Below are 14,594 nucleotides of genomic sequence, written 5' to 3' on the forward strand. Positions count from 1 at the left end.
GAAACCGCCTGCGCGCGCTTTACGCCCAATAATTCCGGATAACGCTTGCCACCTACGTATTACCGCGGCTGCTGGCACGTAGTTAGCCGTGGCTTTCTGGTTAGGTACCGTCAAGGTACAAGCAGTTACTCTTGTACTTGTTCTTCCCTAACAACAGAGTTTTACGACCCGAAAGCCTTCATCACTCACGCGGCGTTGCTCCGTCAGACTTTCGTCCATTGCGGAAGATTCCCTACTGCTGCCTCCCGTAGGAGTCTGGGCCGTGTCTCAGTCCCAGTGTGGCCGATCACCCTCTCAGGTCGGCTATGCATCGTTGCCTTGGTGAGCCGTTACCTCACCAACTAGCTAATGCACCGCGGGCCCATCTGTAAGTGATAGCCGAAACCATCTTTCAATTTTCTCTTATGCAAGAGAAAATGTTATCCGGTATTAGCTCCGGTTTCCCGGAGTTATCCCAGTCTTACAGGCAGGTTGCCCACGTGTTACTCACCCGTCCGCCGCTAACGTCATAGAAGCAAGCTTCTAATCAGTTCGCTCGACTTGCATGTATTAGGCACGCCGCCAGCGTTCATCCTGAGCCAGGATCAAACTCTCCGAAGAAATGTTTGACTTGCTCATAAAAGTTTAAAAAAATTAACGTTGACGTTTGTCGCTTTGTTCAGTTTTCAAAGTTCAACCGTCGCCCAGAAGCGACTTTTTTATATTAACAAGTTACAATCAACTTGTCAACACTTTTTTATATTTTGTTATCGCTCACTTGCGACATTTAATAATTTAACAGATATAAATAAAAAGGTCAATACTTTTTCAAAACTTTTTTATAAACCCTCTGGTTATTTAACTGGTACGCATTAATAAACGAGTTAACAGTGCCTTTCTCTCCTTAATAACACGGGCAATAAACGGGTTAGATTGATATGTATCAGCCTGTATCGATAAATCCTTTAATTCTTTTAATAAAATAGTGTGCATCTCTACTATTTCTTGTTCATTCAACGATAATCTTCTCACGTACAGCACCTTTTCTTTTTTATTCTAACCATTGCTAGCAACTTTATATCACCTTTTATAAGAACTGATGATTATTTGTTATTTATCTTTCACACATTGCATAGAAATTAGACAAGTACTACTTAATTAAATGAGGTGAAAATGTGAATGGATTTTATACAATAAAAGCGAAGCGCTTAAAACAAACCATGATTATCGTTTTATCCGCTTTGTTTACAAGCTTCTTTCTCTATGCTCAACATATGTTTGACTATCCAGTGTTCTCAACTGACGATGGCCCGCGCGCTGTTTATAAGGCTGAAGAAAAAGATTTAGAAGTAGCCTTAACTTTTAATATCAGCTGGGGAGATGAACGCGCTGTTCCTATTTTGGATGAGCTAAAAAAACAAAAAATTAACCACGCCACGTTCTTTTTATCCGCTTCCTGGGCAGAACGTCATCCAGATGTTGTTGAAAGAATTAAAAAGGAAGGCCATGAAATCGGAACCATGGGATATGATTATAACTCATATACTTCTATGGAGCCAAATGAAATTAGACAAGACTTAGCCAAATCACAGAAAGTTTTTACCTCTTTAGGTATTAAAGACGTAAAGCTTTTACGCCCACCTAATGGACATTTCAATAAAGACATTCTAAAGCTTGCGAACAAGATGGGTTATACAATTATTCACTGGAGCATTGATTCAAAAGATTGGACAAATCCAGGTGTTAAAGAAATTGTATCAAATACAACTAAACCATTACATGGTGGAGACATTGTATTACTGCACGCATCAGATTCGGCTCAACAAACTGCAAAAGCACTTCCTTATATTCAACATGCTTTACAGTCTAAAAAGATATCTAATGTGACCGTATCCACTCTTATTTCTAATACAAAAAGCGAAATTCAGGATGTAAAATAAAAAACAACCGGGGGCTATTAGCCGCTGGTTGTTTTCACTACTTTTTTATTTGTTGTCAATTTCGGTAAAATCAACAACTGATATGTATTACAAATTAATAAGGGAAATAGCATTAAATATAGCCAGCTTTCTTCATTGGTACGAAGTGCAGGAAACCATTCCACTGTTGTAATCACAATGATAAAAAACAGAGCCGGTATAAAAGCTTCTTTCTTCGTACTTCTAGCCTTTAAGTACGCTACCACTAAGCCATAAGCTAAAACAAAAATACTAACTAAAAGATAGCCCAGCATAGATTCTCCTTCTTCAGCAAAAAATCGATAGCGAAAATAAACTAAATCAAATAGTACAAAAACAATTAATACCGATTGTACACTTGACCATAAGGATAATGAACGAAAAATTCCAATCCCAAATCGATGGATTGTTAAATATGCAAAGAACCCCATCTGACTAATAAGGCTAAAAATAAAACCTACACCTATTAGCCATGTTAAAATTGATAAGATTTCTGTTACTTCTCCACCAGCAAATAACTCTTTATACTCATTCCATCTAACCGCAAAGCCAACGATAGATGTGCTAAGCCCACCTACTATTAAGGTTGATAAAAAGAGTCGAACCCAATTTCGACTATTCACGTTCATCCTCCCCCCATAAAACCGTTAAGTAATCCCTTTCATAAATTGTACCAATCGTTTTTTAAAAAATCTAGAGGTGAGCAATGAATAAAAAATGCTCATTATCTCATATTAAGCGTAAGCGTATGTTGAAAGGAGCCCATCATCCATGAAAAAGCTACTCTTGCTCCTCTCTTATGTAGGGATATGCATGTTTTCATTAACTGCCTGTGCCCCTCAAGACGAGGAAAGTAACGGGATGGATTATGATCAAACAAAGAAAATGGTTGTTGATATTTTAAAGACTGATGAGGGAAAGAAAGCCATTGAAGCTATTATGGATGATCCTGCACTTCGAGAAGACCTCGTAATGGATCAAGCAATGGTTAAAGAAACAATTTCTGAAACGTTAACTTCAGATACTGGCGTTGAATTTTGGAAAAAGGCCATGAAAGATCCAAAATTCGCTGAGAGCTTCGCTAAAAGTATGGAAGCAGAGCATGAACGAGTATTAAAGCAACTTATGAAAGACCCTGACTACCAAGCTATGCTACAGGACGTTTTAAAAGATCCAGCAATGGAAAAAGAACTGTTAACTGTACTTAAGAGTAAAGAATATCGCACTCATTTACAAAAAGTAATGAACGAAACGTTTGAAAGTCCTCTCTATCAATCAAAGATTCAGGATATTTTATTAAAAGCTGCTGCAGAAAATTCTGAACAGCAAGGTCAAAAAGGTGAAAATAGTGGCGAAGGATCTTCAGAAGAAGCATCCGCTGACGGTGAAGAACAACAACAAGAACAAGGATAAGGATAAAAAACCCCAAAGATACTTTTGTATCTTTGGGGTTTTTTTAATTATAGACGTTTTGTTCGCAAATATCCGCTACTTTTTGAGCAATTTCTTTATACACTTTCCCTAAACGATGGGACTCGTCATACACAGACGGAGCAAAGTCTTCTTCATTCCAGTCTGGTTGACTTAAAGGAAGCTGGCCTAATAGCTTGGTTTGAAGTTCTTCAGCTAATTTTTGACCGCCACCTTTTCCAAACACATATTCCTTCTCACCAGTTAATTTACTCTCAAAAAAGGACATGTTTTCAACGACTCCAATTACTTCATGATCTGTCTTCAATGCCATTGCACCAGCTCTCGCTGCAACAAATGCTGCAGTTGGATGCGGTGTAGTAATAATAACTTCTTTACAAGATGGAAGCATTGAATGCACATCTAGCGCAATGTCGCCTGTGCCCGGAGGTAAATCTAATAATAAGTAATCTAATTCTCCCCATTCAACTTCTGTGAAGAAGCTTGTCAGCATTTTACCAAGCATGGGGCCACGCCAGATAACTGGTGAATTGTCTTCAACAAAGAATCCCATTGAGATTACTTTAACCCCTAATCTTTCTACAGGGATAATACGTTCCCCTTGTACCGTAGGACGCTGAGTAATCCCCATCATATCTGGAACGCTAAACCCGTAGATATCAGCGTCAATTAAGCCTACTTTTTTCCCTAAACGTGCTAGAGATATTGCTAAGTTTACAGAAACCGTTGATTTTCCTACGCCACCCTTACCACTCGCAACAGCAATAAATTGCGGAGGATTAAGACTCGTAAGTAAATTACCATCGCTCTTTTGCTCAGCGCGAAACGGGGCTAATTCTTCAGGAGTAAATTCAATAAAGCGAATTCCTACTGTCGCAGCACCGAGTTCTTTTAGTTTTTCAACGAGAGTTGATTGTAATGAAAGCTGTTCGCTCGTACCAGTTTTAGCTACGGCAACTTTTACACTAATATGCTTTTTCTCTTCTTTGATTGAAATTTCTTTAATTGCATCTGTTTCGTTTAATGATCTGTTTAAAAATGGATCTACAATTTCCCCTATTGCACCTTTTACCTGTTGTTCCGTAAGCATATTCCCACCACCATGTTAAAAGTCATTTTCCACTTTTAGTATACCATACTCTAATACATACAAGGTTATATGTTACTCTATTTTGGTCTTTCACCTGCAAAATAGCGGCTTATTCCTTCGTAGATAGATTCGGATACCTTTTGTTGATACTTTTCAGTTTCTAACAGTTCACGCTCAGAAGGATTGGATAAAAAGCCAACTTCAACTAAGGCACCTGGTGGATCTGCGTGCTTTAATAAGTAGAGAGTTTGCATGACTTTAGCTTCTCTAGTGGTGTTCGCTAGGTTTGCTTTTAGTTCATTTTGAATCAATTTCGCTACTTGTTCATTCTCTTTTAAAGAACCATGATAAAAGGTTTGAGCACCTCTCCAAGCCGGAGATGGGATAGCATTAAGGTGTATAGTTAAATACAAATCTGCATTAGATTCATTAATGATATCAAGTCGCTTTTTTAAATCTTCAACCTTACGCCTGCTATATCCTTTTGTTTCTTTTTTAGCTAAGTCTTTGTCTGTTTCTCGCGTCAAAATAACCAAAGCACCTTGTTCTTGAAGGTAGTCTCTAAGTTCAAGTGACATTTTTAACGTAATATCTTTCTCTAAGGTTTCTTTCCCACCAACAGCTCCACCATCAGGCCCTCCATGACCAGGGTCAATTACAATGATTTTCCCGCTTAGAGGTAAAGAGAAAGAGCCCGACGATATCTTGGTACCAAACTGATATTGAATGATAAATGCAATAACAACAAACGCTAATAGCCCGCTTATAATTTTTGCTTTAGACAAAAAATCCCCTCCCATTCCCACATATCTATTTACTTCTATATGGGACAAGGAGTGAATTTATGATTGTTTTTTAACTGAGGCGAAGACGATGTCTACGAATACCTGTTTCGTACCCTTCGTTCCACCACTCTTCTACATAAGACTGGCACAGATAATAAAGGCTATCTTTAGATACTTGATTTGAAGCGGAACATAGCACTTCAAATAGTGTATCGGCTAACAGCTTCTCTTCATTTACACTGCGAAGTTTTGATTGTTCTAATGTTTCTCCCCAAGTGAAGAACTTACTTGTTCGTGCTCCTAGCAAAAATGATTCAATAGCAATATCCATACAGTACTCTTCAACATGGTATTCACTCATCACATGCCACTGAAAAATAGGTCGGAATGTTTTATCAGCTTTTCTGTGTAGTTCCTCAATGGACAAATCTCGTAAAACTTTGCGCTCATACTTCATTTCTCTTTCGTATCGCTTCTCTTTAAACGTGTTCGCTTCATACATAAATATACAAGACTCCTTTTTCTCATATTGTCTACACAACCTTTAATCTCATTCATTAAAAACATAGACAACATAAAAAAACCCTCGGTCTTTGAGACCAAGGGTTGAAACGATAATAAAATTAACGTTTTGAGAATTGAGGTGCACGACGAGCGCCTTTAAGACCGTATTTTTTACGTTCTTTCATACGAGCGTCACGAGTTAATAGACCAGCGCGTTTTAATGTTACGCGGTATTCTGGATCAGCTTCTAATAAAGCACGAGAAATACCGTGACGGATAGCGCCAGCTTGACCTGCATAACCTCCACCATCAACGTTTACAAATACGTCATAGTTACCTACAGTTTCAGTTAAAGCAAGTGGTTGCTTTACTACTTCACGTAGTGCAGCGAATGGGATGTACTCTTCGATTTCACGACCGTTAATTACAACGCGACCGTTACCTGGTACTAAACGTACACGAGCAACAGAGCTTTTACGACGACCAGTTCCATAATATTGTACCTGTGCCAAGATAATAACCTCCTTATTAATTATCCGCGAAGTTCGTAAACTTCTGGTTTTTGAGCTTCATGTGGATGTGTGTTACCAGCATATACATGAAGTTTTTTGAACATTTGACGACCTAAGCTACCTTTTGGAAGCATGCCTTTGATTGCTAATTCAAGCATTTTTTCAGAGTAGTTAGTACGCATTTCTAATGCTGTACGTTGCTTTAAACCACCTGGGTGCATGCTGTGACGGTAGTAAATCTTGTCAGTTAATTTCTTACCTGTTAATTCGATTTTCTCAGCATTGATAAGGATAACGTTATCACCTGTATCAACGTGTGGTGTAAAAGTTGGTTTATGTTTACCGCGTAAGATAGATGCTACTTCACTAGCAAGACGACCTAAAGTTTTACCTTCAGCATCAACAACATACCATTTACGCTCTACTTCGTTTGCTTTCGCCATGAAAGTTGTACGCATGAGTTTCCCTCCTAATTTTCATCAATAATAAAATTATTTCAACCTTATATTTCAACACGATTAATTTCCGGGGCTAACCGTGGGGTTAAAATACATACCATATGATATATTATATGTTTACACTACTAATGTCAAGAAAATGTTACACCAGGTTTAGTTGTCATAGAAAACTTGCCACAAATAGAGCCCTTCCGCTGGAGCTGTTTTCCCCGCTAAAGGCCGTGACTTGCTCTCTAATACTGCTTTTATATCAACAGGATCTATTTTACCTTGTCCTACATCTAACAATGTACCAACAAGGATACGTACCATATTGTATAAAAAGCCATTTCCCTTAAACGTAAGTACAAGCTGGTTATTCTCTTCGACCAAACCTATATCATAGATTGTCCGCACTTTATCCTCTACTTCTGTTTTTGCAGAGCAAAAACTCGTAAAATCATGAGTGCCGGTGAGATAGTGACTTGCTTCTTTCATCTTCATGTAATCAAGTTTATAAGGATAGTGGTATGCATAATAACGAGTGAAAGGATTGCGATTTTCCTGCCTATCAATATAATAACGATACTCTTTCGCCTTCACATTGAAACGAGCGTGAAACTCAGAATCGACTTCACTTACATACTTAATTACAATATCATCTGGGAGCATTGAATTCAATGCTTTTTTCCACTTATTGAGTGGAATATTTAGGTCTGTGTCAAAGTGAATAACTTGACCTTGAGCATGAACCTGTGCATCCGTTCGACCAGATGCATAAATGGTTATTTTCCTCTTATGCATCTGGGTTAAAACCTTCTCTATTTCACTTTGGACTGTTCTTTTTGCTGGCTGTACCTGATAGCCAGCAAAAAGAGAACCGTCATACGCTACGATACATTTTAAGCGTTTCATTTTATTCACCAAACCAGTTTAATTTCGAATAAATAATAGACCAACAGCTAAACAAATGAGGGTAATTAGCATAATGGTATCAACTGCTCCCCAGGTTAGCTGTCGATATTTTGTACGCCCTTCGCCCCCTCTGTATCCTCTAGCTTCCATCGCGATGGCTAGCTCTTCAGCTCGCTTAAATGAGCCAATAAAAAGAGGGACCAACAGCGGAACTACTGCTTTTAGTCGCTCCATGATAGGACCGCTACTAAAGTCTACACCACGGGCTGTTTGAGCTTTAATAATCTTATCTGTTTCATCCATTAAAGTTGGGATAAAGCGTAATGATATAGACATCATTAATGCTAGTTCATGAACAGGAAATTTTAGCTTCTTTAAAGGAGCTAGTAAACTCTCAATACCATCTGTTACTTGAATTGGCGTTGTTGTCAACGTTAGCAAAGTAGTAATTAAGATTAAAAATAAAAAGCGCAGGGATATTAATAACCCCTGAATAACTCCTCCTTGATGGATAGATAAGAAACCTAATTCAAACAGGACAGGCCCTTCTTTGGTCATAATGATATGCAAGATAAACGTGATAATAATAATCCATATAACCGGCTTTAAACCTCGTAAGATAAATGAAAATGGAACCTTGCTCATAAAGACCAAGACAGCCGTATAAACCCCTAGTAACAGGTAACCACCTGCATTATTAGCTAGGAATACGATTAGAATATAAGCAAATACGAGTAAAAGCTTAGCTCGAGGGTCCATTCTATGAACAACTGACTCCCCCGGGACATACTTCCCTATAATCATGGAATTCATCATGGCTTCTCACCCTTTAACATTAATCCTTGTACCTGGTGAATAACCTCTTGAAAAGTGAGGGGAACCTGATTATCCTTATGCATGAATTTCTCTTGTAGCTTTAAAGAAAAACGAAGCGTCTCCGGAACCTGTAGGCCGTATTCATTCAATTTCTCATACTGACTGAATACTTCTTTAGGAGTACCCTTGATAGCAATAGTCCCTTTATTCATAACCAAGACTTCATCTGCATACATTGCAGCATCTTCCATACTATGAGTAACGAGAATTGTTGTAAGGCCTTTTTCCTTATGAAGCGTATAAAGCATATCCATAATCTCTTTTCGACCTCTTGGATCTAAACCTGCTGTTGGCTCATCTAGCACCAGAACTTCAGGCTCCATTGCTAGAATTCCTGCAATAGCTACCCTTCTCATTTGTCCTCCACTCAAATCAAATGGAGAGCGCTGAAGCATATCTTGTGATAAACCTACCAATTCAATTAACTCTCTTGCTTTTTTCTGTGAATCTTCCAAGCTTGCCCCGTAATTCATTGGCCCAAAGCATATATCCTTCTCAATTGTTTCTTCAAACAGTTGATGCTCTGGAAACTGAAAAACTACTCCTACCTTTTGACGAATTGGCTTCAATTGCTTTTCTTTACGGTTAGACTCTATGGTACGATCGCCGATTTTAATGGAGCCAGACGTAGGCTTTAAGAGAGCATTTAGATGTTGAATAATCGTTGATTTACCAGAACCTGTATGTCCTATTACTGCTAGAAACGTCCCTGATTTAACAGTGAGGTTTAAATCATGGAGTGCCAAACGTTCAAAAGGAGTATTTAGTTGATAACGATGCTCTACGTCTTTGAATATAATGTCCATAGTTCGTTCACCAAATCCTCGTCCGTTAAATGAATTTTTGATAGCGGAATTCCTAAAGATGCAATCTTTTCACTTAGCTTCACTGAAAATGGTAAGTCTAAGCCAATTCTTGTTAATTCAGAGCCTAAAGCAAAAATCTCACTAGGTTCTCCACTCGCAAAAACTTTTCCTTTGTTTAAAACAATTACACGATCAGCCATAGCTACCTCATCTAAATCATGAGTAATTGAAATAACTGTGAGTTTTTTTTCTTCTTTTAATTTTCGAACAGTTTCAAGCACTTCTGTTCTTCCTATTGGATCTAACATTGAAGTAGCTTCATCTAAAACAATAATATCTGGCTGCACTGCTATGATGCCTGCAATTGCCACACGCTGCTTTTGACCTCCAGATAAGGAATGAGGCTCTTGATTAACATAATCGCTCATATTGACGAGCTTAAGAGCTTCAGGAATACGCTGAGCCATTACCTCGTACGGAATACCGTTATTCTCTAATCCAAATGCAATATCGTCTTGTACAGTAGAACCTACAAATTGATTATCAGGATTTTGAAACACCATACCAATTTGTTTACGAATTTCCCAGATAGTATCAGCATCAAGAAACGTATTCATTACTTTAACATGTCCAGATTCAGGAAGAAGCAAACCATTTAAAATTTTTGCCAGCGTTGATTTACCAGAGCCATTATGCCCCGCAATTGCCAACCATTCACCTTTATAAGCAGAGAAACTAATTTGATCGAGTGTTAGATCATCATTTGACTCATAGCGAAAACATAAATCCTTTACTTCAAGTGATGTCTCTTTCAACGTAACGATCCCTCTAATCTTTACTCTTCATATAAAAAGGTTGAAGAGTTAATGGTATAAAAAAAGGGCAACGACTAGTTTCAAACTGTCTCGCCCTTTTCCACATGTATAAATTATTAAACTAATTCAATGATAACGACTGGAGCACCGTCACCACGGCGTGGTCCAACTTTTAAGATACGAGTGTAACCGCCTTGGCGATCTTCATATCGAGTAGCGATATCGCTGAATAGTTTTTGTAATGCGCTTTGGTTAGCTTCTTCGTTAGCTACTTCGTTACGGATGTAAGCTGCAGCTTGACGACGAGCATGTAAATCTCCACGTTTACCTAAAGTAATCATTTTTTCAACAGTTGAACGTAACTCCTTAGCGCGAGCTTCAGTAGTTTCGATACGCTCGTTGATGATTAAATCAGTTGTTAAATCACGAAGAAGCGCCTTACGTTGTGCGCTTGTACGACCTAATTTACGGTAAGACATGTGAGGTCCCCTCCTTTGTTAAGTAGTTAAACAGATTAGTAAGATATCAATCGTCTTTTCGTAAGCCCAAGCCTAGCTCTTCAAGTTTAGCTTTCACTTCTTCTAAAGATTTACGGCCTAAGTTACGAACTTTCATCATATCTTCTTCTGTTTTGTTAGCAAGCTCTTGTACAGTATTAATGCCTGCACGTTTTAAGCAGTTATAAGAACGAACAGATAAATCTAGTTCCTCGATAGTCATCTCAAGAACTTTTTCTTTCTGATCTTCTTCTTTTTCTACCATAATCTCTGCTTTTTGGGCTTCATCAGTTAAGTTAACAAAGATGTTTAAGTGCTCAGTTAAAATCTTTGCACCTAAAGCTACTGCTTTTTCTGGCTCGATGCTTCCATCAGTCCATACATCAAGTGTTAACTTATCATAATTCGTCATTTGACCCACACGAGTATTTTCTACATAATACGAAACACGCGTAACAGGAGTATAAATAGAATCAATCGGAAGAACTCCAATTGGTTGGTCTTCACGCTTGTTTGCATCGGCAGGATTATAACCTCGACCAGTGCGAGCAGTTAGTCTCATACGGAAATGAGCATCTGATTCAAGTGTAGCAATATGAAGATCTGGATTTAGAACTTCAATATCACTATCTGCTTGAATATCAGCAGCCGTGACAGTACCAGGACCTTTAACATCAATCTCAAGAGTTTTCTCTTCATCAGAGTAAATCTTTAACGCTAATTTCTTAACGTTTAAAATGATGTTTGTTACATCTTCAACAACCCCAGGGACTGTTGAGAATTCATGTAATACACCTTCAATTTGAATAGATGTTACAGCTGCACCAGGGAGTGAGGATAATAGGATACGACGTAAGGAGTTACCCAAAGTAGTACCATATCCACGCTCAAGTGGTTCGACGACGAATTTACCGTACTTTCTATCATCGCTGATTTCTACCGTTTCGATTTTTGGCTTTTCAATCTCTATCACAATAAACCCTCCTTCAAAACGTCGAAACCTCGGCTAGACTGAGTGTTCTCAAGGCCTAACCGAAATTCCCTATTAGACAGTTCCCGAATGTGCACAACAAATGAAAAAACATTTCGTTGCATGAATAAATTCTATACCATCATCATTATCGACAATTGTACAGAATCTATACATATTAATTATACACGACGACGTTTTGGCGGACGGCATCCGTTATGAGGAACAGGAGTAACATCTTTAATAGCTGTTACTTCTAAACCTGCAGCTTGAAGAGCACGGATTGCAGCTTCACGACCTGCACCAGGGCCTTTTACTGTTACTTCTAAAGTTTTCATACCATTGTCCATTGATACTTTAGCAGCTGTTTCAGCAGCCATTTGAGCAGCAAATGGAGTAGATTTACGAGAACCTCTGAAGCCAAGTGCACCTGCACTAGACCAAGCGATCGCATTACCGTGAACATCTGTAATAGTTACGATAGTGTTGTTAAACGTAGAACGAATGTGAGCAACACCAGATTCAATATTCTTTTTCACGCGACGTTTACGTGTATTAGTTTTACGTGCCATCTGTTAATGACCTCCCTTACTAATTATTTCTTCTTGTTCGCTACAGTACGGCGTGGGCCTTTACGTGTACGAGCATTGTTTTTACTGTTTTGACCACGAACTGGTAAACTACGACGGTGGCGGATACCACGGTATGAACCAATCTCAATTAAACGTTTGATGTTTAAAGAAACTTCACGACGAAGATCGCCTTCTACTTTATAGCTATCTAAAATATCACGAATTTTACCTAATTCTTCTTCTGTTAAGTCACGAACGCGAGTATCTTCAGAAACTCCAGCTTCAGCTAGAACTTTTTCAGCAGTTGGACGACCAATACCGAAAATGTATGTTAAAGAAATGACTACGCGTTTGTCACGAGGAATATCAACACCAGCAATACGTGCCATGTGAACAGTGCACCTCCTTATGATTAACCTTGTTTTTGTTTATGCTTAGGGTTTTCACAAATTACCATTACTTTACCTTTTCTGCGGATTACTTTACACTTTTCGCAGATCGGCTTTACCGATGGTCTGACTTTCATGTTTCATACCTCCTTGATAGTACGGAGTGCATAGGTTTTATTTGAAACGGTACGTAATTCTACCGCGAGTTAAATCGTATGGTGATAATTCTACAGTTACTTTGTCTCCAGGTAAAATGCGAATGAAGTGCATACGAATCTTACCAGATACATGAGCAAGTACTGTATGACCATTTTCTAATTCTACCTTGAACATTGCATTAGGTAAAGTCTCTAGGACTGTACCTTCTACTTCAATTACATCGTCTTTTGCCATTAAAGTGCTCTCCTTTCTTTGCAACAGTAACAAGCTATCATTAATTGACTTAAAAAGAACCTGTTCTGAACATCCGGAGATCGTAATCATTAAATTCATGATGGATCACGTTTGTAATATACATCTTTACCATTTTAACAGCAATTCAGACGAAAAACGAGCACCGTGAATTTAGATAATTACTGTTTAACTGTCCAGTGCATCTAGCGAGGAATGGATAGAGATAACCTTAACTACCAACTACAGCGTTGTTAGAATTTCATATCCCGTCTCAGTGATTGCAATTGTATGTTCGAAATGCGCACACATCTTTCCGTCGACTGTTACAACAGTCCAGTTATCAGATAATGTTTTTACATATCGAGTTCCAGCGTTCACCATTGGCTCTACTGCCAACACCATGCCTGGACGTAGACGCGGTCCTTTGTTTGGTGGACCATAATGTGGAATCTGCGGATCCTCATGTAAATCTTGGCCAACACCATGACCAACATATTCTCTTACAATTGAAAAGTTTTGAGATTCTGCATACGTTTGAATAGCATGTGAAATATTCGATAATCGATCGCCGGGCTTAGCTTGCTCTAAGCCTTTATAAAGAGATTGCTCTGTAACATCTAGAAGTCGTTGATTTTCTTCTGAAATCTTTCCGACCCCGTACGTCCAAGCAGAGTCACCGTGATAGCCATTGTATTTAGCACCAATGTCAATACTGATGATATCTCCCTCTTGCAGCTTTCTGTTTCCTGGAATACCATGAACTAATTCTTCGTTTACAGAAGCACAAATACTACCGCGAAAACCATTATACCCTTTAAAAGACGGAATTGCATCATGTTGACGAATAAATTTTTCAGCAATTGCATCCAATTCTTCCGTCGTAATACCAGGTTGAATATGTTTTTTTAACTCTTGATGAGTTAAAGCAACAATTTTCCCTGCTTCACGCATGATTGCAATTTCACGCTGCGTCTTGCAAATGATCATTGCTTGACTCCCCCGAGTAAATTACGGATGTCGTCAAATACAACGTTAATATCTTGATTACCATTAATATTGCGTAAATAACCTTTTTCTTCATAGAAATGAAGTAACGGCTTTGATTGTTCAACGTTGACTGAAAGTCTAGTTGAAACAGTTTCCTCATTATCATCTGCACGCTGGTATAGCTCTCCTCCACATTTGTCACAAACGCCTTCTTTAGCAGGAGGGTTGAACACAAGGTGGTAAGTAGCTCCACAGTCTTTACAGATGCGACGCCCTGTTAGGCGTTCCATAAGGATACTTTCATCTACATCAATATTAATAACATAATCAATCTTTTTGTTTAATTCTTCTAAGATTGTTTCAAGAGCGTCTGCCTGTGCTACTGTTCTTGGGAATCCATCAAGTAAAAAGCCATTTTCACAATCTTGCTTGTTTAAACGTTCACGAACAATACCGATTGTTACTTCATCTGGCACAAGATTACCTTGATCCATAAATGATTTAGCTTTTAAGCCTAGAGGAGTTCCTTCTTTAATTGCAGCTCGGAACATATCTCCTGTTGAGATATGAGGGATATCGTAATGCTCAACGATCTGTTCTGCTTGAGTACCTTTCCCAGCACCAGGAAGGCCCATTAACACTAAATTCATTTCTTGCTTCCCCCTCAGTATCTATCTG

Annotated in this window: 21 protein-coding genes and 1 rRNA gene (1 of these 22 running past the window's edge); 2 read left to right on the forward strand and 20 right to left on the reverse strand. The window is 38.5% G+C overall.

What is annotated here, in order from left to right; translation table 11 throughout:
- A 16S ribosomal RNA gene (locus V2145_RS16640) occupies positions 1–600 on the reverse strand; it reaches 953 nt to the left of the window's first position.
- Between the two features lie 237 nt (positions 601–837).
- Entirely contained in the window at positions 838–1,011 is a 174-nt protein-coding gene (locus tag V2145_RS16645; RefSeq protein ID WP_165932529.1) for a hypothetical protein, read from the reverse strand.
- A 143-nt stretch (positions 1,012–1,154) separates the two neighbouring features.
- On the opposite strand from V2145_RS16645, the gene pdaB reads away from it, so the two are divergent.
- Positions 1,155–1,919 carry a polysaccharide deacetylase family sporulation protein PdaB gene (pdaB, locus tag V2145_RS16650; RefSeq protein WP_094913057.1) on the forward strand — a complete coding sequence of 255 codons (765 nt, stop codon included), beginning with the start codon at positions 1,155–1,157 and terminating at the stop codon, positions 1,917–1,919.
- Positions 1,920–1,936: 17 nt separating this feature from the next.
- Here the strand turns inward: pdaB and V2145_RS16655 are convergent, their stop codons facing one another.
- A complete protein-coding gene (locus tag V2145_RS16655; RefSeq protein WP_094913058.1) occupies positions 1,937–2,560 on the reverse strand; it encodes a KinB-signaling pathway activation protein in 624 nt (207 codons plus the stop codon).
- Positions 2,561–2,708: 148 nt separating this feature from the next.
- On the opposite strand from V2145_RS16655, the gene gerD reads away from it, so the two are divergent.
- Positions 2,709–3,350, forward strand: a complete 642-nt coding sequence (gerD, locus tag V2145_RS16660) for a spore germination lipoprotein GerD (protein ID WP_094913059.1) — start codon at positions 2,709–2,711, stop codon at positions 3,348–3,350.
- Positions 3,351–3,393: 43 nt separating this feature from the next.
- On the opposite strand, the gene V2145_RS16665 is transcribed toward gerD, so the two are convergent.
- From V2145_RS16665 to V2145_RS16745, 17 genes are all read right to left on the reverse strand, one after another.
- On the reverse strand, positions 3,394–4,458 hold the full coding sequence (locus V2145_RS16665) for an Mrp/NBP35 family ATP-binding protein (protein ID WP_210611383.1): 1,065 nt from the start codon (positions 4,456–4,458) through the stop codon (positions 3,394–3,396).
- A 77-nt stretch (positions 4,459–4,535) separates the two neighbouring features.
- The gene (cwlD, locus tag V2145_RS16670) at positions 4,536–5,243 is read right to left on the reverse strand and encodes an N-acetylmuramoyl-L-alanine amidase CwlD (RefSeq protein ID WP_397428381.1); all 708 of its coding nucleotides are present in this window, start codon (positions 5,241–5,243) and stop codon (positions 4,536–4,538) included.
- 70 nt (positions 5,244–5,313) lie between these two features.
- Positions 5,314–5,745 (reverse strand): DUF2521 family protein, encoded by a 432-nt coding sequence (locus tag V2145_RS16675; RefSeq protein WP_094913061.1) that lies wholly within the window; start codon positions 5,743–5,745, stop codon positions 5,314–5,316.
- Between the two features lie 121 nt (positions 5,746–5,866).
- Positions 5,867–6,259: a 30S ribosomal protein S9 gene (gene rpsI / locus V2145_RS16680; protein WP_025909757.1), complete on the reverse strand. Its 393-nt coding sequence runs from the start codon at positions 6,257–6,259 to the stop codon at positions 5,867–5,869.
- Between the two features lie 20 nt (positions 6,260–6,279).
- Positions 6,280–6,717, reverse strand: coding sequence for a 50S ribosomal protein L13 (gene rplM, locus V2145_RS16685; protein ID WP_025909756.1), 438 nt, complete (start codon positions 6,715–6,717; stop codon positions 6,280–6,282).
- 153 nt (positions 6,718–6,870) lie between these two features.
- Complete coding sequence (truA, locus tag V2145_RS16690) at positions 6,871–7,611, reverse strand: tRNA pseudouridine(38-40) synthase TruA (RefSeq protein WP_094913062.1); 741 nt, start codon at positions 7,609–7,611, stop codon at positions 6,871–6,873.
- An 18-nt stretch (positions 7,612–7,629) separates the two neighbouring features.
- Positions 7,630–8,427, reverse strand: a complete 798-nt coding sequence (locus V2145_RS16695; protein ID WP_330988017.1) for an energy-coupling factor transporter transmembrane component T family protein — start codon at positions 8,425–8,427, stop codon at positions 7,630–7,632.
- Positions 8,424–9,293: an energy-coupling factor ABC transporter ATP-binding protein gene (locus V2145_RS16700; protein WP_094913064.1), complete on the reverse strand. Its 870-nt coding sequence runs from the start codon at positions 9,291–9,293 to the stop codon at positions 8,424–8,426. The genes V2145_RS16695 and V2145_RS16700 overlap by 4 nt, the downstream gene beginning before the upstream one ends.
- A complete protein-coding gene (locus V2145_RS16705; protein ID WP_330988018.1) occupies positions 9,269–10,108 on the reverse strand; it encodes an energy-coupling factor ABC transporter ATP-binding protein in 840 nt (279 codons plus the stop codon). Before V2145_RS16705 ends, V2145_RS16700 begins: the two co-directional genes overlap by 25 nt.
- 116 nt (positions 10,109–10,224) lie before the next feature.
- The gene (rplQ, locus tag V2145_RS16710) at positions 10,225–10,587 is read right to left on the reverse strand and encodes a 50S ribosomal protein L17 (protein WP_094913066.1); all 363 of its coding nucleotides are present in this window, start codon (positions 10,585–10,587) and stop codon (positions 10,225–10,227) included.
- Positions 10,588–10,633: 46 nt separating this feature from the next.
- Entirely contained in the window at positions 10,634–11,578 is a 945-nt protein-coding gene (locus tag V2145_RS16715; RefSeq protein WP_013054952.1) for a DNA-directed RNA polymerase subunit alpha, read from the reverse strand.
- Positions 11,579–11,757: 179 nt separating this feature from the next.
- A complete protein-coding gene (gene rpsK, locus V2145_RS16720) occupies positions 11,758–12,147 on the reverse strand; it encodes a 30S ribosomal protein S11 (RefSeq protein ID WP_025909750.1) in 390 nt (129 codons plus the stop codon).
- A gap of 23 nt (positions 12,148–12,170) precedes the next feature.
- Positions 12,171–12,536 carry a 30S ribosomal protein S13 gene (gene rpsM / locus V2145_RS16725; protein WP_013054950.1) on the reverse strand — a complete coding sequence of 122 codons (366 nt, stop codon included), beginning with the start codon at positions 12,534–12,536 and terminating at the stop codon, positions 12,171–12,173.
- A gap of 23 nt (positions 12,537–12,559) precedes the next feature.
- Positions 12,560–12,673: a 50S ribosomal protein L36 gene (rpmJ, locus tag V2145_RS16730; protein ID WP_003156543.1), complete on the reverse strand. Its 114-nt coding sequence runs from the start codon at positions 12,671–12,673 to the stop codon at positions 12,560–12,562.
- A gap of 37 nt (positions 12,674–12,710) precedes the next feature.
- Positions 12,711–12,929, reverse strand: a complete 219-nt coding sequence (gene infA / locus V2145_RS16735) for a translation initiation factor IF-1 (RefSeq protein ID WP_025909748.1) — start codon at positions 12,927–12,929, stop codon at positions 12,711–12,713.
- A 240-nt stretch (positions 12,930–13,169) separates the two neighbouring features.
- Positions 13,170–13,916, reverse strand: a complete 747-nt coding sequence (gene map / locus V2145_RS16740) for a type I methionyl aminopeptidase (RefSeq protein ID WP_094913067.1) — start codon at positions 13,914–13,916, stop codon at positions 13,170–13,172.
- Complete coding sequence (locus V2145_RS16745) at positions 13,913–14,566, reverse strand: adenylate kinase (protein ID WP_094913068.1); 654 nt, start codon at positions 14,564–14,566, stop codon at positions 13,913–13,915. Before V2145_RS16745 ends, map begins: the two co-directional genes overlap by 4 nt.
- Positions 14,567–14,594 lie beyond the last annotated feature (28 nt).

The sequence above is a fragment of the Priestia sp. GS2 genome, assembly GCF_036409025.1.
Taxonomy (GTDB): Bacteria; Bacillota; Bacilli; order Bacillales; family Bacillaceae_H; genus Priestia; species Priestia aryabhattai_A.

Excerpts from the sequence above, each read along its gene's own strand:
- gerD (WP_094913059.1), top strand. The coding sequence starts at position 2,709 with ATGAAAAAGCTACTCTTGCTCCTCTCTTATGTAGGGATATGCATGTTT.
- V2145_RS16665 (WP_210611383.1), bottom strand. The coding sequence starts at position 4,458 with ATGCTTACGGAACAACAGGTAAAAGGTGCAATAGGGGAAATTGTAGAT.
- V2145_RS16675 (WP_094913061.1), bottom strand. The coding sequence starts at position 5,745 with ATGTATGAAGCGAACACGTTTAAAGAGAAGCGATACGAAAGAGAAATG.
- rplM (WP_025909756.1), bottom strand. The coding sequence starts at position 6,717 with ATGCGTACAACTTTCATGGCGAAAGCAAACGAAGTAGAGCGTAAATGG.
- truA (WP_094913062.1), bottom strand. The coding sequence starts at position 7,611 with ATGAAACGCTTAAAATGTATCGTAGCGTATGACGGTTCTCTTTTTGCT.
- V2145_RS16695 (WP_330988017.1), bottom strand. The coding sequence starts at position 8,427 with ATGATGAATTCCATGATTATAGGGAAGTATGTCCCGGGGGAGTCAGTT.
- V2145_RS16700 (WP_094913064.1), bottom strand. The coding sequence starts at position 9,293 with ATGGACATTATATTCAAAGACGTAGAGCATCGTTATCAACTAAATACT.
- rplQ (WP_094913066.1), bottom strand. The coding sequence starts at position 10,587 with ATGTCTTACCGTAAATTAGGTCGTACAAGCGCACAACGTAAGGCGCTT.
- rpsK (WP_025909750.1), bottom strand. The coding sequence starts at position 12,147 with ATGGCACGTAAAACTAATACACGTAAACGTCGCGTGAAAAAGAATATT.
- rpsM (WP_013054950.1), bottom strand. The coding sequence starts at position 12,536 with ATGGCACGTATTGCTGGTGTTGATATTCCTCGTGACAAACGCGTAGTC.
- rpmJ (WP_003156543.1), bottom strand. The coding sequence starts at position 12,673 with ATGAAAGTCAGACCATCGGTAAAGCCGATCTGCGAAAAGTGTAAAGTA.
- infA (WP_025909748.1), bottom strand. The coding sequence starts at position 12,929 with ATGGCAAAAGACGATGTAATTGAAGTAGAAGGTACAGTCCTAGAGACT.
- map (WP_094913067.1), bottom strand. The coding sequence starts at position 13,916 with ATGATCATTTGCAAGACGCAGCGTGAAATTGCAATCATGCGTGAAGCA.
- V2145_RS16745 (WP_094913068.1), bottom strand. The coding sequence starts at position 14,566 with ATGAATTTAGTGTTAATGGGCCTTCCTGGTGCTGGGAAAGGTACTCAA.